The sequence below is a fragment of the Staphylococcus sp. 510 genome (genome assembly GCF_057219715.1).
Map to the genome: position 1 here is coordinate 134,164 of NZ_JBXVVK010000003.1, position 24,585 is coordinate 158,748.

At 32.3% G+C, this 24,585-nt stretch carries 20 protein-coding genes; 7 read left to right on the plus strand and 13 right to left on the minus strand.

Annotation, left to right across the window (positions count from 1 at the left end; genetic code table 11):
* Window positions 1–136: 136 nt before the first annotated feature.
* From AC2D8K_RS03645 to menB, 4 genes are read left to right on the plus strand one after another with little or no spacing between them, the layout of a single operon-like run.
* Window positions 137–1,492, plus strand: a complete 1,356-nt coding sequence (locus AC2D8K_RS03645; protein ID WP_002450739.1) for an isochorismate synthase — start codon at window positions 137–139, stop codon at window positions 1,490–1,492.
* Window positions 1,485–3,158: a 2-succinyl-5-enolpyruvyl-6-hydroxy-3-cyclohexene-1-carboxylic-acid synthase gene (gene menD, locus AC2D8K_RS03650; RefSeq protein WP_002450738.1), complete on the plus strand. Its 1,674-nt coding sequence runs from the start codon at window positions 1,485–1,487 to the stop codon at window positions 3,156–3,158. Before AC2D8K_RS03645 ends, menD begins: the two co-directional genes overlap by 8 nt.
* Window positions 3,145–3,948 carry a 2-succinyl-6-hydroxy-2,4-cyclohexadiene-1-carboxylate synthase gene (menH, locus tag AC2D8K_RS03655; protein WP_002450737.1) on the plus strand — a complete coding sequence of 268 codons (804 nt, stop codon included), beginning with the start codon at window positions 3,145–3,147 and terminating at the stop codon, window positions 3,946–3,948. The genes menD and menH overlap by 14 nt, the downstream gene beginning before the upstream one ends.
* A complete protein-coding gene (gene menB, locus AC2D8K_RS03660) occupies window positions 3,941–4,759 on the plus strand; it encodes a 1,4-dihydroxy-2-naphthoyl-CoA synthase (RefSeq protein ID WP_002450736.1) in 819 nt (272 codons plus the stop codon). The genes menH and menB overlap by 8 nt, the downstream gene beginning before the upstream one ends.
* Before the next feature lie 80 nt (window positions 4,760–4,839).
* Here menB and AC2D8K_RS03665 read toward each other — a convergent pair whose 3' ends face one another.
* Both AC2D8K_RS03665 and AC2D8K_RS03670 read right to left on the minus strand, forming a co-directional pair.
* Window positions 4,840–6,012 (minus strand): aminotransferase class I/II-fold pyridoxal phosphate-dependent enzyme, encoded by a 1,173-nt coding sequence (locus AC2D8K_RS03665; protein WP_484698032.1) that lies wholly within the window; start codon window positions 6,010–6,012, stop codon window positions 4,840–4,842.
* A gap of 141 nt (window positions 6,013–6,153) precedes the next feature.
* Entirely contained in the window at window positions 6,154–7,161 is a 1,008-nt protein-coding gene (locus AC2D8K_RS03670) for an acyltransferase family protein (protein ID WP_107532390.1), read from the minus strand.
* 153 nt (window positions 7,162–7,314) lie between these two features.
* On the opposite strand from AC2D8K_RS03670, the gene AC2D8K_RS03675 reads away from it, so the two are divergent.
* Entirely contained in the window at window positions 7,315–7,734 is a 420-nt protein-coding gene (locus tag AC2D8K_RS03675; protein ID WP_002450733.1) for a MarR family transcriptional regulator, read from the plus strand.
* Between the two features lie 148 nt (window positions 7,735–7,882).
* Here AC2D8K_RS03675 and AC2D8K_RS03680 read toward each other — a convergent pair whose 3' ends face one another.
* From AC2D8K_RS03680 to AC2D8K_RS03695, 4 genes are all read right to left on the minus strand, one after another.
* Entirely contained in the window at window positions 7,883–11,989 is a 4,107-nt protein-coding gene (locus AC2D8K_RS03680) for a GW dipeptide domain-containing protein (protein WP_484698035.1), read from the minus strand.
* A gap of 221 nt (window positions 11,990–12,210) precedes the next feature.
* On the minus strand, window positions 12,211–12,642 hold the full coding sequence (locus AC2D8K_RS03685) for a GNAT family N-acetyltransferase (protein ID WP_002450731.1): 432 nt from the start codon (window positions 12,640–12,642) through the stop codon (window positions 12,211–12,213).
* Between the two features lie 77 nt (window positions 12,643–12,719).
* Entirely contained in the window at window positions 12,720–13,190 is a 471-nt protein-coding gene (locus AC2D8K_RS03690) for a DUF2538 family protein (RefSeq protein ID WP_002450730.1), read from the minus strand.
* A 35-nt stretch (window positions 13,191–13,225) separates the two neighbouring features.
* A complete protein-coding gene (locus AC2D8K_RS03695; protein WP_002450729.1) occupies window positions 13,226–14,479 on the minus strand; it encodes an LCP family protein in 1,254 nt (417 codons plus the stop codon).
* Between the two features lie 891 nt (window positions 14,480–15,370).
* Here AC2D8K_RS03695 and AC2D8K_RS03700 point away from each other — a divergent pair.
* Window positions 15,371–16,576, plus strand: coding sequence for a serine hydrolase domain-containing protein (locus AC2D8K_RS03700; RefSeq protein WP_207022954.1), 1,206 nt, complete (start codon window positions 15,371–15,373; stop codon window positions 16,574–16,576).
* A 69-nt stretch (window positions 16,577–16,645) separates the two neighbouring features.
* Here AC2D8K_RS03700 and rihC read toward each other — a convergent pair whose 3' ends face one another.
* The 6 genes from rihC to AC2D8K_RS03730 form a co-directional block, all read right to left on the minus strand.
* On the minus strand, window positions 16,646–17,554 hold the full coding sequence (gene rihC, locus AC2D8K_RS03705; RefSeq protein ID WP_484698038.1) for a ribonucleoside hydrolase RihC: 909 nt from the start codon (window positions 17,552–17,554) through the stop codon (window positions 16,646–16,648).
* 99 nt (window positions 17,555–17,653) lie between these two features.
* The gene (gene qoxD, locus AC2D8K_RS03710) at window positions 17,654–17,944 is read right to left on the minus strand and encodes a cytochrome aa3 quinol oxidase subunit IV (RefSeq protein ID WP_002450726.1); all 291 of its coding nucleotides are present in this window, start codon (window positions 17,942–17,944) and stop codon (window positions 17,654–17,656) included.
* Window positions 17,941–18,546: a cytochrome aa3 quinol oxidase subunit III gene (gene qoxC / locus AC2D8K_RS03715; RefSeq protein WP_002450725.1), complete on the minus strand. Its 606-nt coding sequence runs from the start codon at window positions 18,544–18,546 to the stop codon at window positions 17,941–17,943. Before qoxC ends, qoxD begins: the two co-directional genes overlap by 4 nt.
* Entirely contained in the window at window positions 18,536–20,524 is a 1,989-nt protein-coding gene (gene qoxB, locus AC2D8K_RS03720) for a cytochrome aa3 quinol oxidase subunit I (RefSeq protein WP_484698041.1), read from the minus strand. The genes qoxC and qoxB overlap by 11 nt, the downstream gene beginning before the upstream one ends.
* Window positions 20,524–21,633 carry a cytochrome aa3 quinol oxidase subunit II gene (qoxA, locus tag AC2D8K_RS03725; RefSeq protein ID WP_002450723.1) on the minus strand — a complete coding sequence of 370 codons (1,110 nt, stop codon included), beginning with the start codon at window positions 21,631–21,633 and terminating at the stop codon, window positions 20,524–20,526. The genes qoxB and qoxA overlap by 1 nt, the downstream gene beginning before the upstream one ends.
* Window positions 21,634–21,918: 285 nt before the next feature.
* Window positions 21,919–22,236 carry a DUF5011 domain-containing protein gene (locus AC2D8K_RS03730; protein WP_002450722.1) on the minus strand — a complete coding sequence of 106 codons (318 nt, stop codon included), beginning with the start codon at window positions 22,234–22,236 and terminating at the stop codon, window positions 21,919–21,921.
* Window positions 22,237–22,497: 261 nt separating this feature from the next.
* Here AC2D8K_RS03730 and AC2D8K_RS03735 point away from each other — a divergent pair, with 261 nt between their 5' ends.
* Entirely contained in the window at window positions 22,498–23,643 is a 1,146-nt protein-coding gene (locus AC2D8K_RS03735; protein WP_002450721.1) for a globin domain-containing protein, read from the plus strand.
* Between the two features lie 65 nt (window positions 23,644–23,708).
* On the opposite strand, the gene folD is transcribed toward AC2D8K_RS03735, so the two are convergent.
* Window positions 23,709–24,566: a bifunctional methylenetetrahydrofolate dehydrogenase/methenyltetrahydrofolate cyclohydrolase FolD gene (gene folD, locus AC2D8K_RS03740; RefSeq protein WP_002450720.1), complete on the minus strand. Its 858-nt coding sequence runs from the start codon at window positions 24,564–24,566 to the stop codon at window positions 23,709–23,711.
* Between the last annotated feature and the right edge of the window lie 19 nt (window positions 24,567–24,585).

The following is a 24,585-nucleotide window of genomic DNA, read 5'->3' on the forward strand; positions in this document are numbered from 1 at the left end:
ATTTTAAAGTAATTATGAATAAAGGTCAATTCACGTGAAAAATTGCATGTGATTATTAAGCAATTCACACCAAAATTGGTATTGAAAAATGATACAATATACTAATGAGTAAATATAGAAGAAAGAAGTGAGATGAATGACTGTTAACGTAAGAGAAGATGAGATTGTCGACAAGCTATATGGAAGTTCTAAGGATTGGGTCTCCGTTGAAGTAGAGATAGAAAAACAGTTAGATCCAAGTAAGTTATTTCATATAACTGAATCGCAAGCAGGTGATCGTTTTTATTTGCGATTAAATGACAATCAGTCTTCATATTTCGGTTATCATGCGATTCGAAAATTTGAAAATGATTTCGAAAATAAACAGTCTATCTTTAAAGAATGGGAAACGTTAAAAAAAGATATAGAATTAATTCATCCAGATTGTGATAAACATCATTTACGTTTGTGTGGTGGGTTCCAATTTTCAAAACATAAGTCTGATGATGAATGGCGAGCATATGGTTTAAATCATTTTGTGTTACCTGAGGTATTGATTTCTACAGAAAACGAACGAACATTTGTAACTTATACAACTGAAAAAAGTACATTTGATATGGAGACATTCAAGTCATTAGTAAATGATTTGGAACAAGCCAATGTTGATACAGAAGATGATCACCTGGGAAATGTTACACGTATGGAGGATATCTATTTAGATGAATGGCGAGATTTAGTACAAGAAGCGATTGATCATATTGACTATTCTAAGAAAATTGTACTTGCACGTAGAAGATTAATAAAATTTGATAAAAAGATTAGCATTCCATATATTTTAACTAGAGCATTAAAGAATGAAAAAAACAGTTATATCTTCTTACTTGAATCTAATGAATCTGTGTTCTTCTCACAAACACCTGAACAATTATTAAAGGTTGAAAATCAAGTGCTTTCAACCAAAGCAGTAGCAGGTACGATTAAACGTTCTCAAAATGAACAAGAAGATGAAGCAAACATACAAGCTTTTCTAAACGATAAAAAGAATTTAAATGAACATCAAATTGTAGTTGAGAGTATATTGAATGACATTCAACCCTATGTTGAAGATGTATACTACAATGAAACACCAAACATTTTAAAAAATGACCATTTGTATCATCTATTTACAAAAATAGAAGGTAATTTAAAAGAACAGTCTTATATTGGGTTAATTGATCGAATGCATCCTACACCAGCGTTAGGTGGTTATCCTAAAGATGAAGCACTAGAATTTATAGAACAAAAAGAATTTGGCACACGTGGTTTATACGGTTCACCGGTAGGATATATAGATGTCTATGATGATTGTGAGTTTATCGTAGCAATTCGATCTATGTTGATAAAAGGTGATCAAGCAACACTATTTGCTGGATGTGGCATAGTTAAAGATTCTGATCCAGATAGTGAGATTGCTGAAACAGCAGTGAAATTTTCACCAATGATGAATGCTTTAGGAGTAGATAAACATGAGTAATAAAAATGAAGCTTTAACGACACAAGTCTTTACATTTGCATCAGAACTATATGCTTATGGTGTGAGAGAAGTTGTTATTAGCCCGGGGTCACGTTCGACGCCATTAGCTATTGCGTTAGAAGCACACCCAAATATTAAAACGTGGATTCATCCGGATGAACGTAGTGCAGCATTTTTTGCATTAGGTTTAATCAAAGGTAGTCAAAGACCCGTCGCTATTTTATGTACATCTGGTACAGCAGCGGCTAATTACACTCCAGCAATTGCAGAAAGTCAAATTAGTCGAATACCACTCATTGTATTAACGAGTGATCGACCGCATGAACTAAGAAGTGTAGGTGCACCACAAGCAATTAATCAAGTAAATATGTTCAGTAATTATGTCAATTTCCAATTTGATATGCCAATTGCTGATGGCACAACCAATATGCTAGATACGATACATTATCAAATGCAAATCGCAAGTCAGTATCTTTATGGACCACATAAAGGGCCGATACATTTTAATATGCCATTTAGAGAACCATTAACACCTAATTTAGATAGAAAAGATCTATTGAAATCAGAAACAAAAACATTACCTCATTATCAAAAAATGGTACATGTTGATCCTATTAAGGATAAAATTGAAAAGCCTAAAGGTCTAATCATTGTTGGAGATATGCAACATCAAGAAGTAGATCAAATTCTAACTTATTCAACGGTTTTCGATATACCTGTGTTGGCAGACCCATTAAGCCAGTTAAGACGACATAATCATCCTAATGTCATTACAACCTATGATTTATTATATCGAGCAGGTATGGATTGGGATGTTGATTTCGTAATCAGAGTTGGTAAACCGGTTATTTCTAAAAAGTTAAATCAATGGTTAAAAACGACTACAGCATTTCAAATTTTAGTACAAAATAATGATAAAATTGATGTTTTCCCTGTACCGCCAGATGTGTCATACGAAATATCGGCTAATGACTTTTTCAGATCACTAATGGAAGAAAGAACAATAGACAGAAAAGCATGGTTACAACAATGGCAATCATTAGAAAAACAAGCTCGAATTGAAATCAATGATTTTCTACAACATGCCACTGATGAAGCGGCCTATGTCGGCACATTGCTTTCTAAATTAACTAATGAAGATGCTTTGTTTGTAAGTAATAGTATGCCTATTAGAGATATCGATAATTTACTATTTGATAATGAAGCGGAAATTTATGCTAATCGTGGCGCGAATGGTATTGATGGTGTTGTTTCTACGGCATTAGGTATGGCAGTACATAAAAATGTTACGTTACTCATTGGTGATTTAGCCTTTTATCATGATATGAACGGCTTACTTATGTCTAAAATTAATGACATACATTTAAACATAGTTTTATTAAATAACGATGGTGGTGGTATCTTTTCATATTTACCGCAAAAAGCATCAGCAGCAGAATATTTCGAGAGATTATTCGGAACACCAACTGGCTTAGATTTTGAACATGCGGCATTGTTATATGATTTTAATTTTAAGCGATTTGATCATTTAACTGATTTTAAATTTGAATCGTTATCTAAATTAGGTTCGAATGTTTATGAAGTCATCACCGATAGAGAAGATAATTTACAACAACATCAAATTTTATATAAGAAATTGAGGGAAATGATTAATGTTATATCATAATTTTTATCAATCAAAATCATCTTCCAAGCAATTGTTAGTTATGTTACACGGATTTATTAGCGATGGCAGAACTTTCGATAATCATATTGATAAGCTAACAGAACAAACTAACGTATTAGTCATTGATTTACCAGGTCATGGAAAAGATGAAACTTCTATGGATATAGAATGGAGCTTTGATTATATCAATCAAGCATTAAATCAAGTTTTATCTGAATATCAACAATATCAGTTATATTTATTTGGTTATTCAATGGGAGGTAGAGTAGCTTTATATTATGCGTTGCATGGTTCTATTGAACTTGCAGGTTTAATATTAGAAAGCACATCACCAGGTATTCAAAGTGAAGAAGATCGAATTGAGAGACAACAAGTAGATGCTGCAAGAGCGAAAGTATTAGAAATAGCTGGTTTAGAAATATTTGTCAATGATTGGGAACGATTACCATTGTTCCAATCACAATATGACTTAGAAAAATCAGTTAAAAAGCAAATTCGGAATAATAGAATGAGTCAAGATCCTCATCGTTTAGCAAAAGCATTACGAGATTATGGTACAGGACAGATGCCTAATCTATGGTCATTACTATCACAAATCGATATTTCAACATATATTATGGCAGGAGAGCTAGACGCGAAGTTTGTAAAAATTGCACAAAAATTGAAAGACTCAATTGTTAATAGCAGAAAAACAATAGTTTCTAATGTTGGGCATACAATTCATGTGGAAGATAGCACGGAATTTGATACAATGATATTAGGTTTTTTAAAGGAGGAGCAAAATGACTAGACAGTGGGAAACACTTAGAGAATATGATGAAATTAAATATGAATTTTTCGAAGGTATTGCAAAGGTAACTATTAATCGTCCTGAAGTACGTAATGCATTCACACCTAAGACAGTGGCTGAAATGATTGATGCATTTTCACGTGCACGTGATGATCAAAATGTTTCAGTGATTATCTTAACTGGAGAAGGAGATAAAGCATTCTGTTCAGGTGGAGATCAGAAGAAACGTGGACATGGTGGTTACGTTGGCGAAGACGAAATCCCTCGTTTAAATGTTTTAGATTTACAACGTTTAATTCGTGTTATTCCTAAACCAGTTATAGCAATGGTTCGTGGTTATGCTATCGGTGGCGGTAACGTATTAAATGTTGTATGTGATTTAACTATTGCAGCAGACAATGCGATTTTTGGTCAAACAGGTCCAAAAGTAGGTTCATTTGATGCTGGTTATGGTTCAGGCTATTTAGCTAGAATCGTTGGACACAAAAAAGCAAGAGAAATATGGTACTTATGTCGCCAATATAATGCACAAGAAGCATTAGACATGGGCTTAGTTAATACAGTGGTACCATTAGACAAAGTAGAAGATGAAACAGTTGCTTGGTGTCAAGATATTATGAAACATTCACCAACTGCTTTACGTTTCTTAAAAGCTGCAATGAATGCAGATACAGATGGTTTAGCTGGTTTACAACAAATGGCAGGCGATGCGACTTTACTTTATTATACAACTGATGAAGCTAAAGAAGGTCGTGACGCATTTAAAGAAAAACGTGACCCAGACTTTGACCAATTCCCTAAATTCCCATAGAATCTCATAATAAAACCACTTGTTTGTTATAAAGCGATGATGGATGCATCGCTTTATAACTACAAGTGGTTTTTTATTTATTAAGCAAATTGATTAGGGTAATACGTTTTTAAATACGTTTCTAAACGTTGCATGCCCTCTTTAAGTAAAGTCATATCGTAAGCGTAAGAAATACGAACATGGCCTTTACCGATATCTGTGAAAGATGAACCAGGTACCATAGCGAAGTGCGCTTTTTCTAAAACATCGACACAAAAGTTAAAATCATCTTCTGTGTAATTTTTTATACTTGGGAAAATGTAAAAGGCACCTTCGGGTTTAGCATTCAATTCAAATCCTAATGATTTTAATGTAGTGATTAAGTAATCTCGACGTTCTATATATGCTTTGTTCATATATTGTGGTGCTTCTAAGCCTTTAGTTAATGCAGCGATACACGCGTGTTGGGCAGGAACATTAGCACAAATACAGTTATAAGCATGCATGAATGTTAACTTTTCAATTAAATATTCTGGTCCCATTAGGAAACCTATACGAATGCCCGTAGCAGAGTGTGATTTACTTAAGCCACCTATAAGTAGTAATTGATCTCTAATAATGTCAAATTCAGCAAATGAAGTATGTTGACCATTAAAGGTATTTTCAGCATAAATTTCATCACTAATAATAAATATCTCATAATCAGATAAAGTTTTTGCAATAACTTCAACTTCAGACTGGGATAGGGTTACACCTGTAGGATTAGTTGGATAATTAAGCAAAATCGCTTTAGTTTGATCAGAAATATGTTGCTTGATTAACTCGGGTGTGATTTTAAACGCAGAAGCAGATGTATCAATAAATACAGGTTTACCCCCTAAAGTTTGTATTAAAGGAATGTAACCAGCATAAGTTGGTCCAGGAATTAATATTTCATCACCTGGATTGATGATACTTCTTAATGCGGTATCTAATGCTTCACTAGCCCCGTTGGTAACGATGATTTCATCTACGTTATAGTTAAAGCCATATTTATTGTTAAAGTACTGTCTGATTGCCTCTCTGGTTTCAGGTAAACCTTTATTATGAGAATATGTAGTTTTATTGTCTTCGATAGCTTTGATATAAGCTTTTTTAACAACATCAGGCATAGAAAAATCAGGTTGTCCAATGGTTAGATTAATACAATCATCAATGTGTTGCATACGATTAGAAAATTGACGAATACTAGGCGCTCTTAAAAATTTAGATTGCTCGTTCAATTGTAATTTCATTTATCTTAACTCCTCTAAAAAATACCAAAATATAGTACTGTAATTGTTTGAATAGTCATATAATTCTTTCAAATTATTACTATCATAACATATTTTTTAGTACTACATTTTGGTATGAAAACAAAAATTTTATAGTGATTTTTACCCTTTGAATTTAGAAGGGGGTTTCAAGTTAATAATTGGATTAGTCCATTTACATATTAAGCGATTGGATAAAAGATATACAATAACACCTGATGTTATTATTAAAAACAAATACGTCATTATGGAAACGGGAGACTTGAATGGGTATAGTCCGAATCCACGAATAATACCGATAATTAAACCATGTAATAAATACACATACATTGTTCGACTACCTATATAAGTGTAAAAGCGTAACTTTTGTGATGTTAAATTTAAAAATGCAAACATCGAAGTTAGTATTACAGCATAGAGTAATAAACGTTTAAGAGGACTATATACATCTTCAGCATTATGTTCAAGTGACGTATAGGGTGAACTGCCTAACAACCAATCTGCATTTATAGGATGTATAAGATACCCAATAAAATAAAGGACAAATACAACAATAGAAATAGGTACCCATTTTTTACTTCTAATTATCATACTTTGTTGTTTAGTAAATAAATGACCTAAATAAAAAATAGGGAAAAATACAATCGTACGAGAAATACTCATATATTCATCAATATTAGCAGAGAATCCAGCAAAGATTGAAACAAGTAAAGATGTTCCTAACACAATCATAGGATTATATCTTCTAACGATCACTAGTACAACGTGAAAGAAAAATAATGTTAGTAAGAACCACAATGCAAAGACTGGATTGAAAGGGTCCAATTGTAGACTATCACTTTTACCAGTTAAGAAATAATAAACTGAGTAAAATGCGAAAAATATAAAGTAAGGTAATAATAATTTTTTAGCAATATGTTCTAGATAATAGGGTTTATCCAAATTTTTCGCAAAATATCCTGAAATAAATAAAAATGTCGGCATATGGAAACTATAAATAACAAGATATAATGCAGATAAGTATTTATCTTCAGAAGTGTAAGGTTGCAATAGGTGTCCTAGCACCACTAAAAATATGAGTATTGCTCGGGCATTATCAAAGAAATAATCCCTTTCCTTGATGGAAGGCATATAAATGTCTCCTTTTTTCATGTTTGACTGTACTTAATTTATTATATTTTATGGCAATTATGCAACGATTTTGTCCGTAGTATAAAATTCTATTGTATATCTTATAAAAAAAGCATATAATATTATCAACTAAATAAAGTGGAGTAGAACAGCATGTATAAACAACTTGAAAAACTTATCACACTTACTAACAACGATTTAAATATAGTTAACCGACGCTTTGGACAAAGAACAGACATTACATCAGAACAATTAGAATTACTACGTATATTGTACAATTATGATCGTTTATCTCAATATGATTTAACGATGAAAGTGAGTAGAGAACAATCTATTGTTTCAAGATGGATTAAGAAACTTGTATTGAAAGGTTATATTACAAGTCATCAATCACATGAAGATTTAAGATGTAAAGAACTTGTACTCACTGATGAAGCACGTGCACTTATTAAACAGATCAATACAGCGCGTTGTGAGTTAATAGAAGCCCGTTGCCAATGTTTATCAGAAAGTGAGATTGAGAATTTAAACCAGCTATTAAATAAGTTGAATAGTCGTCATAGTTATATTTAATCATAACCGTGGAGTCAATGTTGTTGTAATAGAGATCATCTTACAATGGTTAGGGTGATCTCTTTTAATATTTAAATATATATAAGCCAGTAGATGAATTCATCTACTGGCTTTTTATCAGGGATTTAACCCGTTATTTTGTATTAAATTAAGCTTTGAATTTTGGAATATCGAAGAATTTACCAACTTCACCAATTTGATCATATAAACCTTTTAATACTTGTGCATTTGAATCTGCCCAATTAATATCTGTTGCATATTGGTGTGTACCAGGATTTTCTGGATTCCAACGCATTTTATATAACGTATTTTGTCCTGCTTTCACATAAGAATTGCCAATAAATTTAGCGCCACCAATAATAGCTTTTGAAACAGAATCCCAACCAGATGCTTTAGCAAATTTCACACCTTCACCTAAAGCATTATAGTCGTAGGCAGCGATACCGAATACATTGTGATATTTAGTTGCAGAACGTGTATTAACTGCACCATTTGTTATATTAGCACCTTTAGCTAATTGAGATTGGCCATTTCCTGTTTCTAATAAGGCATGTGAAATTAAATAAATTTCATTTAGTCCATATTGCTTAGCAGCTTGACTAAATGCAGCACCTTGATTTTCAAGAACGCCCTTACCTTTAAGTAATTTATTTAAAGTAGCTTCAGATAAATATTGTGGTTGATCTAAACGTAAAAATTGATATTTAGAAACTGGATCTTTAGCAAGTTTATTTGAATCCATGGCATTTTTAGTTTCACTAAATGTCGCATTTGACCATACACCAGGTGTTCTTTGTACCTGTGGGCCATAACTTAAGTTATTTTGAATCGACGCCATTTGATTTAATGTACGACCTGTATTTGAATATTTAACTAATTCTTTTGTTAGATCACTTTCTTTAATCCATACGTATTTACCATTAGTAAGTTTACCATAATACCAAGTCACACCATTTTGTTGTTTTTGTTTAATGACTACAAATGGTTTCTCAAAATATGTTTTTAAAGAATAGCCATTTTTAGCACTTGGTTCGTCGTAATAGTGACCATTGTTATTTTTGATAACGAAAGTATAGTTATAAGGTGTAGCTGGATTATTTGAGTTTGCTTGTTCTAAATCTTTAGCAGCAATCCAACCAGTACGATTATTTACAGTACCATATAAATATTTTTCTTTACCAACATATACTGCTTTTGAAGCATTAAATGTTTGATTTGCTAATTGGCTAGCAGGTAATAATTGTTGATTTTTAGTACCCCAAGCTATTGAATAAAGGCCATTGTTATTATTATTAACTTTATATTGACCTGTTAATTTTGCTTCATTACCTAAGTTCTGAACGTCAACATCATTGATATTAACCCAGCCTAAAGGTGTATTTGAAGCTGTATTTTGCAATAATACATAAGTTTGATCGCCTTCGGTTCTTTGTTTAGAAATAGTGAAGGTACGGTCAGCATATTTAGTACCACTCTTAGCAGTTTTATCGTATACAGAACTACGGATACCAGTATTATTTGCTTTCACTTGACCAATTTGTTTAGTAGCTTGTGTTGTATTCACATTAGTTGGTGATTGAGCTTTAGCTGCTTCATTATTAGTTGTATCATTTGACTTTATAGCCATTTTAGGTTGTGCAAGTGCTGTTCTTGTAGCAGTAGGCTCAGTTAAATAATATTTGCTAATCCAACCAGAGATACCATTGACAGTGCCATATAAGTAAGTAGCTTTGTCAATTTGTTGTTGCTTAGTAGCTTTAAAAGTTTGGTTAGCTTTACCAGATACTGTACCAGCTTCTTGTTTAAATGTACCCCAAGGGACTGTATAAGCTTTTGTACCAGGTTTAACATTATAAGATTTATTTACAGAAATAGGGGACTTAGCTGTATTGTAAGTAACATCACTTTGTTTAACCCATCCGTATTTTTTACCAGTATTATAATCTTGTACAAGGTAGAATTTATCATTACCTAAAGTAGCTGTTTTTGAAACTGCTAATGTTTTTTGAACTTGGTCAGTTGATTTACCTGTTTTATCATAAACAGTTGTATAAACACCACTGTTTGATGTCTTAATCTGTGCTACACCATTATTAGCAGCAACCGTTAATTGACTGTTAGTTGCAGGTTTAGAAGGTGTAGTTGGTTTAGTTGTATTAGATGTTGATGGTGTTGTTAAGAAACTTTTACTAATCCATCCATTTACACCATTAACAGAACCATATAAGTAAATAGCTTTATCAATTTGTTGTTGTTTTGTAGCTTTAAAAGTTTGGTTACCTTTACCAGATACAGTACCTGCAACTTGTTTATCAGTACCCCAAGGAACTGTATAAGCTTTAGTACCAGGCTTGACATTGTAAGATTGATTTACTTTAACAGGTGATTTAGCAGTGTTATAAACAACATCACCTTGTTTAACCCAACCAAATTTTTCACCAGTATTATAATCTTGTACAAGGTAGAATTTATTATTACCTAATGTTGCTGTTTTTGTTACAGATAATGCCTTTTGAGCTTGGTTAGTTGAATGACCTTTTTTAGCATAAACAGTTGTATATAAACCATTATTAGTTGGTTTAATTTGAGCCATACCGCTATTAGCAGCAACTGTTAATTTATCATTTGTTGATGGTTTTGTTGTTGAACCACCTGTAGAAGGCTTCGTAGTTGTACCACCAGTAGATGGTTTTGTAGTAGTTGTTGTACCCCAAGGTGCAACTTGGCCCATTTTAATTTTATATTTTTCATTAATTAAATCATATAATTCGTTGTAACTATAATTATGTTGTTGTAAGTAACCGTGTGGATCAGCATGGTCTGTTCCACCTAACCATCTACTAATTGCTGCGTGAGTCCATACAGTACCACTACCGTCGTTTTCTGCACTATTTGGTTTTAAGCCATAGTACTGTAATTGAGTGGCTGCATAATCAGCGTAATTGTTCATTGAACGTGCAAATGAATCATAGTCGTGTGTATGTACGATTTCAACGTTGATAAAACGGTTATTCGCATTTGGACCAGCACCCCATGATAAATAGTCAGTAGGTGCAGTTTCAATAATTCGGTTACCATCTACAAATGCATGTACGAAAGCTGAGTTGTAATTATTTTTCATGTAGTTGATTTCGCCAGTAATTGTAGAATTCTCATTTGCTGTATCGTGAACCACAATACCTTCTGGACGGCCTACACCATTTCTATAGCCATATTTAGGGAAGTATGATGAATAATCTTCTTCGATTTGTGGTGCTTTAAAGTTCTTTTTACGAATATAATCATTAATAGAAGATTTCACTTGTGGTTGATACTTTGGTAATGATGAAGTTGCTCTATTAGCAGTTGCATACATCATTCTTGGTTTAGCTACTGAATTGAATGTAGTGACTTGTTTAGCATTTTCTTTAGTAGCATTGTCATTAGACTGAGTAGATGAAACCTTAGCAGATTCATTTACCACGTTATTAGCTTTTAACTCGTTAGCTTTAGGTGTTGCTGACTGCGTTTTAGTATTAGAAGATGTAGCAACATTTTCTTTAGATTGTTGAGTTGCATGTGCCTTTTGTGAAGGTTCAACTGAATTAGCTTCATCGTCTACGTCATCTTCATCATCATCTAATCTGTAGCCACCATTATCCTTAACGGTTTGTTTAGCATTTTGATTAGTTGTATTAGTTTGTTGTTGAGCTTGTTTCTGAGTTGTAGTCTCAGATGTTTCTTCTTGTGCTGTTTGAGTCTCTTGTTTAGCATTTTGTTGAGCAACCTCTTGTTTGCTTTCTTCAGTTGAATTTTGTTGTGAAGATTGTTGTTTTTCATTGTTATCAAGGGCTTGATTTGATTCTTCTTGTTTCTGAGTTTCCTCAACAGTTGAATTTTCTTTGATTTGATTATTATTTTGATTAGACGCATCAGTAGTTTGAGCTTTTACATTTGTATTTTCATTAGTAGAAGTATTTTCAGTCTTCTGTTGATTAATTGATGCATCATTATTTTCTGTAGAAGTAGTTTTTACTGGTTTGACTTTAGTTGGATCTTGATAAGTTTGAGTACCAGAAATATTTTGTGTAGGATTACTCACTTCTTGTTTGGCATTGTTAGCTTGTTTTAGTGTTGCTTGGTCATCCAGTACATTTTTATTTTGTGTTTGATCTTGTGCTGTTTCTGCTGCATCTGCATGGTGAGCCGTAAATGCTGTTCCCAATAAAGTTACTGCAACCATTGACGGTAATTTGTAATTGAATTTTTTCGTCATTATATAATTACTCCTTGTATCTTTTGAATTTGTATTAATTATAGTATGAGAAAAGGAGTGTGTACGTCTTTTAACAGATTTGTAATAGAATTTTAACCTATAAAAATTTGCCATAGTAGGGATGTAAGGGCTTTAAACATTGATGGTACGCAAGTAATTTCATAGAAATTATTAATTTGAGTTTAATGAAATATTACAAAAGATATAGTGAAGATAAGTTATCAAGTAATCATATTTTTATTCATAACGATATGCTTAATATTTTCTTCATAAAAAGGTCGTCCAGAAGTGATATAACCTAACTTTTCATAAAAAGGGGTAGCATAATATTGTGCATGCATTGTCAAACGGGTAAGATGATGTTCACGAGCTATCGTTTCAATAAAAGTTAATAGTTTTAAACCTAACCCTAAGCCTCTATATTCTTTTAGAATTGCTACGCGTTCAACTTTACCTATATATTCATCTAAGAGTCGTATGCGTGCAGTTGCAATTGGTTGAGAATTATCCACATAACCAATAATATGTATTGCCACTTCTTCAAATTCATCTATCTCATGATCTTCGGCAACATGCTGTTCTTTTACAAAAACTTCTTTTCTAATTTTAAAACAATCTTCTAACATTTGTTCATTCGTCACTTTATTAAACATATTCAAACTCCTTTGGATATAAAATAGGGAAGGAGACAATTAATTCGATGTCTTCTTCCCTAAAGTAATCTATGATTTTATAAAGCTTCTTTTCTAATAATTGCGGTATATTGCCAAAATATTCTCATTTGAGCTATATTCCAATTGTTCATTCCCATTGTAAACCCAGACGGTTTAAATAGTGTTACATCCGTTACTTCAAGTGCCGCGGCAATTAAATATTGTAAAGGAACGCTAATACTTTTCATTTCTTCGGTAATACCATTTTCATCATATACCCAAGAAAATGGCAGTTCTGATTCGAAAATATCTACCTTATTAAAAATCTCTGGAAGAGCTACGATGTAACAAGCCCCATCTACAACAGGATTATGATTACTTTCTTTATAATAAATAAGTAGCGCTTCATAATTTTCTCTATGTTCATGATTCACATAGAAAAATTCATTTCTAAATAAAGCCATGTCTTTACTATGGATAATTTGTTGTTCTAAAACATTAAACATACCATTGATGTTGGCAATCTTTTCATATGTTTTTCGTGACATCTTAGCAACTCCTTTCCTATCATTATATAATTGGATTAATAAGCAGTTGTATCAATTTCTTGACCCTGTTGGGGCTGTTGTTGATTGTTTTGATTATTAACTGTGTCATTTGGTTGTTGTGCATTCATATCTGATTGCTGTGCATCCATATCGTTGCTTTGGGATTGATCATTACTACTATCTGATTGTTGATTCGCATCATTACTGTTATCTTTTTTATGCTTTTTATTTGTTGTATCATTTTGAGCTTTTCTTAATAACGAATCATCTAATTTAGTTAATGGAACTAATGAACCATAATGATCAATGACTCTTTCATTTAAGAAGTCATCTTTATCTGTAATTTTAGATAACCCTAAATCAGAGCGCAAGATATTTGAATATTTTTGAATACTTTTAATGCTAGGATTGTAATAATAAATATTTTCTAACATATCGTCTTTACCTTCTAGTTGTGATTTCTTCATCTCTACACTATCAGATAAATACATTTTAGCTAATGATTTAATTTCAGATTTAGTTAAATTATGTTTCGCATTTTTTCCGACAATACTAATGACTTCGTCTAACTTATCAAATGAATCTAACGTTTGGGCTTTTTGGAATAAGATTTTAATTAAGTCCATTTGACGTTGACCACGTTTTAAATCCGAATCATGGTGGCGTGTTCTAGCAACAGCTAAAGCTTCATCACCATTTAATTTTTGGTAGCCTTTTTTTATTTTAATTCTTCCCGTATCATCACTATTTGGTTCATTCAAATTATAAGGTACATCATAATATATACCACCGAGCTCATCAACAGCTTGAACGAACGCCTTCATATTAACACGTGCATAATAATCGACTGGTACATTCATTGTGGCCTCTACTGAATCCATAGCAGCAATAGCACCACCATATGCGTGTGCATGAGTTATTTTGTCATAATAGCCTACTTTAGGGATATAACTTATCGTATCACGAGGTATGCTTAACATTCTGATTTGATGTTTATCTTGATTAAAAGTTGATAGAATCATTGCATCTGATCTTGAATGTTCTAAACTCTGACCATTTTTTTCACGGCCTTCATTATCATCGATACCTAAGAATAAGATAGAGATTGGATCTTTTTCAGGGTCGATTTTTGAACTTCTTAAGTTAGATTGTCGATCAGCATTACTTTTATCTTGAGAAGATTCAAATGCTTTCTCCGATGATTTGAAAAGATTATTAGCAAAAACAACAGGGATTGCAATAAGAGCGAAGGTTAGTAGAATTAAAAAGAATTTAAAAAATTTATTCATATTTGTTGCTCCTAAATAGTATAAACTTATTTTTTTGTTTCATTAAAAGTTATGTTGTTTCTTGATATCGGTGTTAATTATTTTCCACACTATAGCCTTAAATTGTATTACTTTATTGTTAAAATTACAACACATACATATGCAAAAATATTTACATTATTAAAATTTAATTTACATATCATATTATAAATGATTCCACGTATTAAATGTGAATAGAGAATCATATTTATTGTGAAATTATAGAAAAGTACTGAAATTGATTAACCTATAACCAATGTTTGAATCATTATGTTATATATAGGTGATGCTTTTAAGAGTTTCAAGAAAAATTATGTTGTATATGCATAAATTATTGCATATTTATACCTTATAAATTTGCTATGATTTTATTTTTAACTAATAGTTATTAGTTGTTTGCAGATAAATAAAATAGAAATGACAAATCAGTATATTAAATAAATACTATGAAAGCTGATTCGTGGCTTTAATTAATTTTTGATGTTTATTTTACCTTTATGGTACTAAAGTACAATGGAAATATTTTTTTAAAGAGGTATTATTTAATTTAAAGTGATTTAAAAAGGGATATACGTTATAATTATGCATAGTGTATAAAAGGTTTACCATGTGAATCGACCATATTTTCATTTACTAGATAAGTGTGTATTTATATTAAAGTAGATTTACTTGTTTAAAGGAGGATGGTGTAAGTAAATTGAACATTAAATAAGGTAGTGTTGTGTTACTTCTGTATTCGAGAAAGAAAAAATAATAAAAGATTAATTAAAATATTTTTCTAGGCGTATTATGGATATAAAAAATGATTGTCATAATATCAAGATTTTATACTGACGAAAAGTATTGATATTAACAGGTGAGGCAAATAATAACATGAAACTAAATAAGACTAAAATTATATTTTTTATAATAGTATTAGTAATACTTATTATATTAATGATTATATTTGGAAGAAAGTGGAGCGAATACTTACAAACGGATAGCCGCATATTTCAGAAAAATGATAACGAAACATACATATTGAAAAAAGATAAACATGAAAAGGCACCTAAAAAACTTAAAAATGTGATGGATAAGAAAAATCCTGTCTATAAAGATATTGATAATTATTTGAAAGCAACTAACTTTAATGGTACTGCAACAGTATTCGAAAATGGGAAAGTTAAATTAGATAAAGGGTATGGATTTAAAAATTTTGAAAATGGTGAAAAAAATTCAGCTAATACGATGTATTTAATCGGATCTTCTCAAAAATTTACAACTGGATTGATATTAAAACAACTTGAAGTTGAAAATAAGGTTAATATCAATGATCCTGTGACAAAATACTTACCTTGGTTTAAAACTAGTAAGGAGATAACATTAAAAGATTTGATGCTATATGAGAGTGGTTTACATAAATATGAAGCATCTACAAATATTAAAAACTTAGACCAGGCTGTTAAATCAATTCAACAAAAAGGTATTGATGATAAGTTTTATCATAAGCATCAATATAATGATGGGAATTATTTAGTGCTTGCAAAAGTGATTGAAAAAGTAACGCATAAGCCTTATGTTGAAAATTATTATAATAGGTTGGCTAATCCATATAAATTAAAACATAGTGCTTTCTTTGATGAGAAAGTATATCAAAAGTATATGGCTAGGGGTTATAAAATCATTCATAATAAATTCTCTTTAATGCATCCTAAAATTCTTGATCAGTATTATGGTGCTGGTAACTTATATATGGCACCTCATGATATGGGACAATTAATACTTGCTTTACAACACTATAAAATATTTGATGCGGATGTGACGGATCCACTACTTCACGAATTTGATACAAAACAATATCCTAAGGAATACCGATACGGTTTTTATGTTATGCCGACAATAAACCGAGTGAATGGTGTATTCTTCGGACAGAAATTTACAGTTTATTACAATGACAAATATATCGTGATATTAGCAAGTAACTTAACTGTAGAAGGTGAAACAGCTGATGAAACTAATGAGAATAAAATGAAACATGTATTCTATGATATGCTTCATCAGAAAAAGCAATATAATGTTCCTGGAATTCAAGTGAAATAAGTTGAATGATAAAAATATAAACGCACATGTTGTCTATGAGACAGACAACATGTGCGTTTTTGTATTAATTTATTTACAGTGAGCAAGTGCTTGTAAAAAAGCTTGTTGGTAATGCTTTGAAATAGGGGAATGAACGACCTGACAGTTGGGTTCTATTGGATCAAAGTCTACAACAGTTGCCCCTTTAGTAAGTATACCTTGTAATTCTATTTGAACGTTAGCATCAAATACATTAAATAGGTCAGCATCGATTAAATATAAAATAGTGAATACATCATATAATTTGATACCTTCATGAACATTTTCAGTTCGATAATGTTGGAATAGTTGAAATAACATATCACCGGTCTGATTCATTGTTTTTATTTTTTTTATAAATTCATGAGAAAACATGGCTTGACGTGCTAAATCTAATCCAACCATAACCAATGGAAGTTGAGAATTAAAAACAATATTAGCTGCTTCAGGATCACAATATATATTAAATTCTGCAAGAGGTGTAACGTTACCTCTGCCGCTACTACCACCCATAATTACAATTTGCTTAATCTTTGATTTGATTTCTGGATAGGTAGCAAGTAGAAGCGCAATATTTGTTAATGGTCCAATAGCAACAATAGTAATGGGGGAAGTGCTTTCCTTTAATACATTTTTCATGGCTTCGATAGCGTTCATAGGTGAAATTGTTTCATCTGTAGGAGATTTAAAATCATAGCCATCCATACCGGATTCCCCATGAACTTCAGCTGCATCAACAGGATTTGAAATTAATGGACGTGATACGCCTTTAAAAACAGGAACACTGCTATTAAAAAATTGTTTTAATTTTAAAGCGTTAGCAGTAGTTTTATCAATATTTACATTACCATTTACAGTTGTAATCATTTTTACATCTAATTGAGGATGATTGAGTGCTAAGCTAATCGCTGCGGCATCATCAATGCCCGGATCGGTATCTATAATTAATGGGATCGTCATGTCTATCTGCTCCTTAATAATATTAGATAACTATATTTTGACGTAAAAAAGACCTGCTAGCAAATGCTAACAGGTCTAAAAGTATGATTTTTATACTTTTTATAAGTGGTGTGAGTGACCACCTTGCATAACCCAATATGTTCCGATAACAATAATTAGAGTTATGATAATTGCAAAGATAACTTTGAATAATTGAACTCGTCCATCTTTACCTTCAGTTAAATGCATGAACATTAATAATTGAAGTGCAGCTTGGATAAATGCAAATCCAAAAATAATAGTTACTTTTGCTTGGAAAGTCATTGATGTGTATAGAGTTACGAAAACTGCTAAAAGCGTTAATACGATAGAAGCAATAAATCCTACTGTATGTTTTACGATTGTATTCATCCGCTATACACCATCCCTATCATATATACGGCAGTGAAGATGAAGATCCAAACAACATCTAAGAAGTGCCAGTATAAACTTACTATAAATAATTTTGGAGCATTATATGAATCCAAACCACGAGTAGCAATTTGAATTAATAAGCAAATAATCCAAACAATACCAACTGATACGTGACAACCGTGTGTTCCTAATAGAATAAAGAAACTAGACCAGAAGGAACCGATAGTAGGGTTAACACCCTCAGTTGCGTAGTGTGCGAATTCGTAGATTTCGAAACCTACGAAAACAAGCCCTAGTAGTACAGTAAGAATCATCCAAAACATCATTAAGTTTTGTTTTTCTTTACGCATATAGTAAATTGCAATACCACATGTGTATGAACTTAATAATAACGCAAATGTCATTATTAAAACTAATGGTAATTCAAATAATTCTGTAGTCATCTTGCCAGCGTAATCGCCACCGTGTTGCAAAGTTAATAACGTTGCGAATAGGGTACCGAATAACGCGAATTCGGCTGTAAGGAAAATCCAAAAGCCAAGTTTATTTAATTCGCCTTCATGCGTACGTGAATCGATTGTATTAGTATCATGACTCATGACTTACAGCCTCCCTTTCTTTAATTCGTGCTTCTCTTAAACGTGCCTCAGTTTCAGCTACTTCAGAAGCAGGGATATGATAACCGTGGTCGATTTGGAAACTTCTCCAAATCATTGTACCAAAGATACCTGCTAAGCAGATGATCGCTGGAATGATTGTTTCAAAGATTAAGAAGAAACCACCAATTGTGAAGAAGATACCCATCCAGAAACCAACTGGAGTGTCATTTGGCATATGAATATCTTTGTAATTATGGTTGTCTAAGTAATGACGACCATGTTCCTTCATATCTACGAATGTATCATAGTCATTCCAATCTGGAGTGACAGCAAAGTTGTATTTAGGTGGAATTGCTGAAGCAGTAGTCCACTCTAATGTACGACCAAGGCCATCCCAGTTATCACCAGTAGCTTCACGTGGTGCTTTGATGTGACTGTATACAATACTTACCACTAAGAATAAGAAACCGACTGCCATTAATAAAGCACCGATAGTTGAAATGAAGTTCAATAAGAACCAACCATCAGAAGGCATATAAGTGTATAAACGACGTGGCATACCATCTAATCCAAGGATGAATTGTGGTAAGAAACAAACGTTAAATCCGATCATGAAGAACCAGAAGCACCATCTGTTTAACGTTTCGTTTAATTTGTAGCCCATCATTTTTGGATACCAGAAGATTAAACCAGCTAAGCAGGCAAATACTACACCAGTAACCAATGTATAGTGGAAGTGAGCTACTAAGAAATAAGTGTTGTGATATTGATAGTCAGCTGATGCCATCGCTAACATTACACCAGTAACCCCACCTAATAGGAAGTTAGGGATGAATGCTAATGAGAATAACATCGGTGACTCGAAAGTAATTCGACCTTTATACAATGTTAATAGCCAGTTGAATAGCTTAACTCCGGTAGGTACACCGATTAACATTGTTGAAATTGAGAAGAATGAGTTGATTAATGCACCATTACCCATTGTGAAGAAATGGTGAACCCAAACTAAGAAACTTAAGAACGCGATACCAGCAGTTGCCCAGACCATGCTTTGATGACCGAACAAGCGTTTACGCGCAAATGTTGGAATAATTTCAGAGTAAATACCAAATGCAGGTAAGATAACGATATATACTTCAGGGTGCCCCCATACCCAGAAGAAGTTCGCCCATAACATAGGCATACCGCCATCTGCTACTGTAAAGAATGCTGTTCCAAAAATTCTATCTACTGTCATTAAAGCTAAAGCCACTGTTAATACAGGGAAAGCTAAAATAACGATTAATGTAGTAATAAAAGTTGTTACAGTAAACATTGGCATTTGCATAAACTTCATTGTAGGTGTTTTACATCTTAAGATTGTTACAAAGAAGTTGATACCGGTCATTAAAGTACCTAAACCGGAGATTTGAATTGCAACTAGATAGTAGTTAACACCTGGACCTGGACTAAATTCACCAGCAAGTGGTGCATAGTTTGTCCAACCAGCAGCTGGTGATCCACCTATGATAAATGATAGGTTGAATAAAATCATACCAGCAAAGAATAGCCAGAAACTTACGTTGTTCATTACAGGGAAGGCAACATCACGTGCACCAATTTGTAATGGAACAACAATATTCCATAAACCAAAGATAAATGGCATAGCCATGAATATAATCATGATAACGCCGTGCGTACTGAAAATTTCATTGTAGTGATTTGATTCCAAGAATTTGTTATCTGGAATTGTTAATTGCGTACGAATAAGTAACGCGTCAATACCACCACGGACGAACATTAATACGGCACAGATTAAATACATAACACCGATTTTTTTATGGTCTACGGATGTGAACCATTCTTTATAAAGATATTTCCATAATTTGAAATACGTAATTACCGCTATAAGGCCGATAACTAAGAATGGCGCACCAATTTGTGCCATTGTAATCATCCAGTTACCTTTAACGATTAATTGATCCCATGGAAAATTCATTAATGTCCACCTCCATGATCATCTTTTTTAGACGGACTATCGTCTTTTGCTTCTTTGGAAATTTTTTCCATTTCCTTAGCATTGTGTTTTTCTTTCTTCTTGAATTCATTGTCGTATTTTTCATTGTTGCCAAGAATCATTGGTGTCATACCATGACGTTTGTAGTTAGCGTTTGAAATAGTAACCTTACGTGCTGGTTTCACTGGTTTATCTTTAACATCTTTATAAAGATCTTTTTCGTCGATGAAGTTAGGATCTTTTTGAACGTAATTATAACGTTTGTATGCGTGGAAGATATACTCAGGATCAGCTGCAGGGTCAACGAACGCCATATGAGTACCATTAAACGTTAATTCTTTGTTAGGTGTGCTTGGTAAGATTTGTTTATCAAATGTATCTTGATCTAACGTTTTCTTACTTTTAGCTTTTTTCACCCATTTGTTGAAATCACTTTGGCTTACAGAGTGAACATCAAATGTTTGACGTGAGAAACCTTCACCGTTGAAGTTTGAGTTTCTACCTCTGAAAGTACCTGTTTGATCTGCTGTTAATGTCCAATTCATAGTCATACCAGTCATGGCATATTTCTGACCACCTAATTGTGGGATCCAGAAACTTGTCATTGTATCCATAGATTGTAACTTGAATACAACTGGTCGATCTTTAGGAATTGTTAAAGTATTAACAGTTTCGATGTGTTGATCTGGGTAGGCAAAGAACCATTTGTAACCAGCGCTGACTGCGTAAACCACAAGTGGGTCTTTGTCTTTTTCTGGTGGTTTTTCATAATCGTATAATGTTTTAACAGTTGGAATTGCTAAAGCAATAACGATAATGATAGGTACCACAAACCAAATTGTTTCAATTAAAGAATTGTGGTGCATCTTACCTGATTCATCATTCTTATTGTAGCTATACTTAAAAATAAAGAATGCGAACATGGCAAGAACAACGACAACAATAACAAGCATGAAGATAATTGAATAGATGATCAAGAACTTCTGACTACTTGCTACTGGCCCTTTTGCATTGAAAACTTCAATGTTCGAACAACCACTAAGTAAAATTAGTGTTCCGACCATTAGAAGCAAAGACTTAAATTTTGACACTTTTTTGACCTCCTAATACTACAAATGTAGGGCTTACCATTAATTTTAGTTTATTACGCAATATTTACAAGTACCTAAAAGAAAAAAATTATTGATATAAGCAAAAAATTTTAAAAAATTTGAGATATGACGGGGATTGTAAGATTTGTTAAAATTGTGTGTACATTTTGTGAAAAGGGATAAATTTGTGAAATTGCAATAAATTATGATTTTCAAGATAGATATTTTGAAGAAATTCAGAAAATAAAAAAAGTTGAGAATTTAATCTCAACTAAATATAAAATATTATTTGACTTTAATATTTCTAATTGAAGTTTTTTGAGCACCGTCTGAATCTGTGACTTTGTACTTAACCTCATATGTACCTGATTTAGTAGTATCAACATCGCCATCAATTTTGATTTTATGTGTTAAATCACCATCTTCTTTATCATAAGCGCTAATGCCTTGAAGTAGGTTATAATCTTCACCTTTTTCGATGATGATGTCATTCACGCCTCTTAATTGAGGTTCCGAATTAGTTGTCGCTTCGGCATTTAGATTAGGTGTGACTAAAGTAGCAGATACTCCGATTGCTGATAGTGACTGAATTAGTTTATTCATAAAGTAACCTCCGAATGTTAGTCAACTACGATTTATGTATATCATACGTTAATTTTCAGAATAGTACATCATACTATAGTCTTAATATACCTGATTAATTAGATTTTTAAAACATATAATAAGAAATAAATAATTAAAATTATGTAAATTGAACGTTATGTGAACAATTTAACATTTCTTTGATTCAATATATATATAAGGTATAGAATGACAATGTAAAAAGTTTTGGTTTTAAATACGAGTTATCTGGGAGTGGAAATAATGTTAAGTGAAAGAGAAAAAGACGTAGTTAAAGAAACAGTACCTGTATTACAAGATAAAGGGGTAGAAATCACTTCGAATTTTTATGCACGCATGTTCAAACAACATCCTGAACTAAAAAACATGTTTAATCAAACAAATCAACAGCGAGGATTACAATCTACTGCGTTAGCACAATCTGTGTTAGCTGCGGCGGTTAATATTGATCATCTTGAAGCTATCCTACCTGTAGTTAAAGAAATCGCGTATAAACATTGCGCTTTACAAGTACCACCAGCAGGGTATGATATCGTTGGTGAAAATTTAATTGCAGCAATCAAAGATGTTGTTGGATTAGATGATGACCATGAAATTATCAAAACATGGAAGAAAGCATACCAAGAAATTGCAGATATTTTCATCTCTGTTGAAAAGGATATATACACAGAAATGTTATGGGATGGTTTCCAACCATTTAAAGTTGAAACAATAGAACAAGTATCTTCTGATATTAAGGCTTTCACAGTATCTTCAAATGAATATGATTTAAGTCAGTTTGTACCTGGTCAATATATTACCGTTGATGTGGGTAGTGAAAAAATGCCATACAGAGCTAAAAGACATTATTCAATTGTAAAAGGTGATCAAAACCATCTTACATTCGCAGTAAAAAGAGATGTCACTACAGAACATGAAGGTGAAGTATCTACAATTTTACACGATGAATATCAAGAAGGAGATAACATTAATTTAACAGCACCTGTAGGACCATTCCATGTTGTTGAAAAGAGTAATAAACAATTGTTCTTAGGATCTGGTATAGGTGTAACGCCACTCGTATCTATGTTTAATGAAGTAGTAAATGACAATGGTGAAGCTCGATTTATACAAGTGACAAATGACACGAATGATGCACCATTCTCATCATTACTAACTTCTATTGCTAATAAGAATGCACAAGCAACATATGACTTACATGATAAAAATAAAAACGGTTATATTGGTAGTGAGCAATTAAAACAGTGGATTGATGATGATACGGAAATCTATGTTTGTGGTGGAAAATCATTTATTCAATCAATGATTAAATCTTTAAAAGAATTAAATGTTGATGAATCTAAAATTCATTACGAAACATTTATACCTAAATTAAGTGTAGCGGTATAATTAGAATTGAATATAATATAAAAATAGCAGGAGGTCATGGCCTCCTGCTATTTTTATTTATACGGTTATTCAATACCTCGACGCATTTTCTCTGCTAGTAAAGTATTATTCAGTACCATTGTAATTGTTAAAGGACCAACGCCACCTGGTACAGGTGTAATAGCACTTGCGACTTCTTTTACTTCGTCAAATGCGACATCTCCTTTTAATTTACCATTTTCATCAGGTGTATTACCTACATCAATAATAACCGCGCCTTCTTTAACCATTTCTTTAGTAACTAATTCAGGTTTGCCGACTGCGCTGACAACGATATCGGCTTCTTTAACGAAACTCGCCATGTCTTTCGATCTTGAATGTAGTATTGTGACAGTTGCATTTTGTTGCAGTAAAAGTTTAGATACAGGTTGACCTACGATATGACTTCTACCAATAACCACAGCGTTTTTACCTTCGATATCAATATCAGCATGCTTTAAAATTTCCATGATACCTAGTGGTGTACAAGGTACAAAAGTTTGTTCATCAATATATAATTTACCAATATTACTTGGATGGAAGCCGTCTACATCTTTTTCTGGATTAATAGCTTCTAATACTTTTTGTTCACTAACTTGTTTTGGAAGAGGTACTTGAACTAGGATACCACTGACAGAATCATCATTATTTAAACGTTCTAATTCTGATAAAACATCTTCTTCAGAAGTATCTTCGCTTAAATGAACGATTTCAGAAATCATACCAATTTTTTCTGCAGCTTTCTTTTTAGACCTAACATAGCTTTGGCTAGCACCATCGTTACCGACTAATATGACTGATAATTTTGGTGTATATCCTTTAGATTTAAGTACTTCAACTTGATCTTTTAAACCTTGACGATAATCTTTAGCGATTTGTTTACCATCTAATAATTTTGCTACCACAATATCTCCTCCTAATTTT

Coding starts and splice junctions, on each gene's coding strand:
- AC2D8K_RS03645 (WP_002450739.1), top strand. CDS start 137: ATGACTGTTAACGTAAGAGAAGATGAGATTGTCGACAAGCTATATGGA.
- menD (WP_002450738.1), top strand. CDS start 1,485: ATGAGTAATAAAAATGAAGCTTTAACGACACAAGTCTTTACATTTGCA.
- menH (WP_002450737.1), top strand. CDS start 3,145: ATGTTATATCATAATTTTTATCAATCAAAATCATCTTCCAAGCAATTG.
- menB (WP_002450736.1), top strand. CDS start 3,941: ATGACTAGACAGTGGGAAACACTTAGAGAATATGATGAAATTAAATAT.
- AC2D8K_RS03665 (WP_484698032.1), bottom strand. CDS start 6,012: ATGAAATTACAATTGAACGAGCAATCTAAATTTTTAAGAGCGCCTAGT.
- AC2D8K_RS03670 (WP_107532390.1), bottom strand. CDS start 7,161: ATGCCTTCCATCAAGGAAAGGGATTATTTCTTTGATAATGCCCGAGCA.
- AC2D8K_RS03675 (WP_002450733.1), top strand. CDS start 7,315: ATGTATAAACAACTTGAAAAACTTATCACACTTACTAACAACGATTTA.
- AC2D8K_RS03680 (WP_484698035.1), bottom strand. CDS start 11,989: ATGACGAAAAAATTCAATTACAAATTACCGTCAATGGTTGCAGTAACT.
- AC2D8K_RS03685 (WP_002450731.1), bottom strand. CDS start 12,642: ATGTTTAATAAAGTGACGAATGAACAAATGTTAGAAGATTGTTTTAAA.
- AC2D8K_RS03690 (WP_002450730.1), bottom strand. CDS start 13,190: ATGTCACGAAAAACATATGAAAAGATTGCCAACATCAATGGTATGTTT.
- AC2D8K_RS03695 (WP_002450729.1), bottom strand. CDS start 14,479: ATGAATAAATTTTTTAAATTCTTTTTAATTCTACTAACCTTCGCTCTT.
- AC2D8K_RS03700 (WP_207022954.1), top strand. CDS start 15,371: ATGAAACTAAATAAGACTAAAATTATATTTTTTATAATAGTATTAGTA.
- rihC (WP_484698038.1), bottom strand. CDS start 17,554: ATGACGATCCCATTAATTATAGATACCGATCCGGGCATTGATGATGCC.
- qoxD (WP_002450726.1), bottom strand. CDS start 17,944: ATGAATACAATCGTAAAACATACAGTAGGATTTATTGCTTCTATCGTA.
- qoxC (WP_002450725.1), bottom strand. CDS start 18,546: ATGAGTCATGATACTAATACAATCGATTCACGTACGCATGAAGGCGAA.
- qoxB (WP_484698041.1), bottom strand. CDS start 20,524: ATGAATTTTCCATGGGATCAATTAATCGTTAAAGGTAACTGGATGATT.
- AC2D8K_RS03730 (WP_002450722.1), bottom strand. CDS start 22,236: ATGAATAAACTAATTCAGTCACTATCAGCAATCGGAGTATCTGCTACT.
- AC2D8K_RS03735 (WP_002450721.1), top strand. CDS start 22,498: ATGTTAAGTGAAAGAGAAAAAGACGTAGTTAAAGAAACAGTACCTGTA.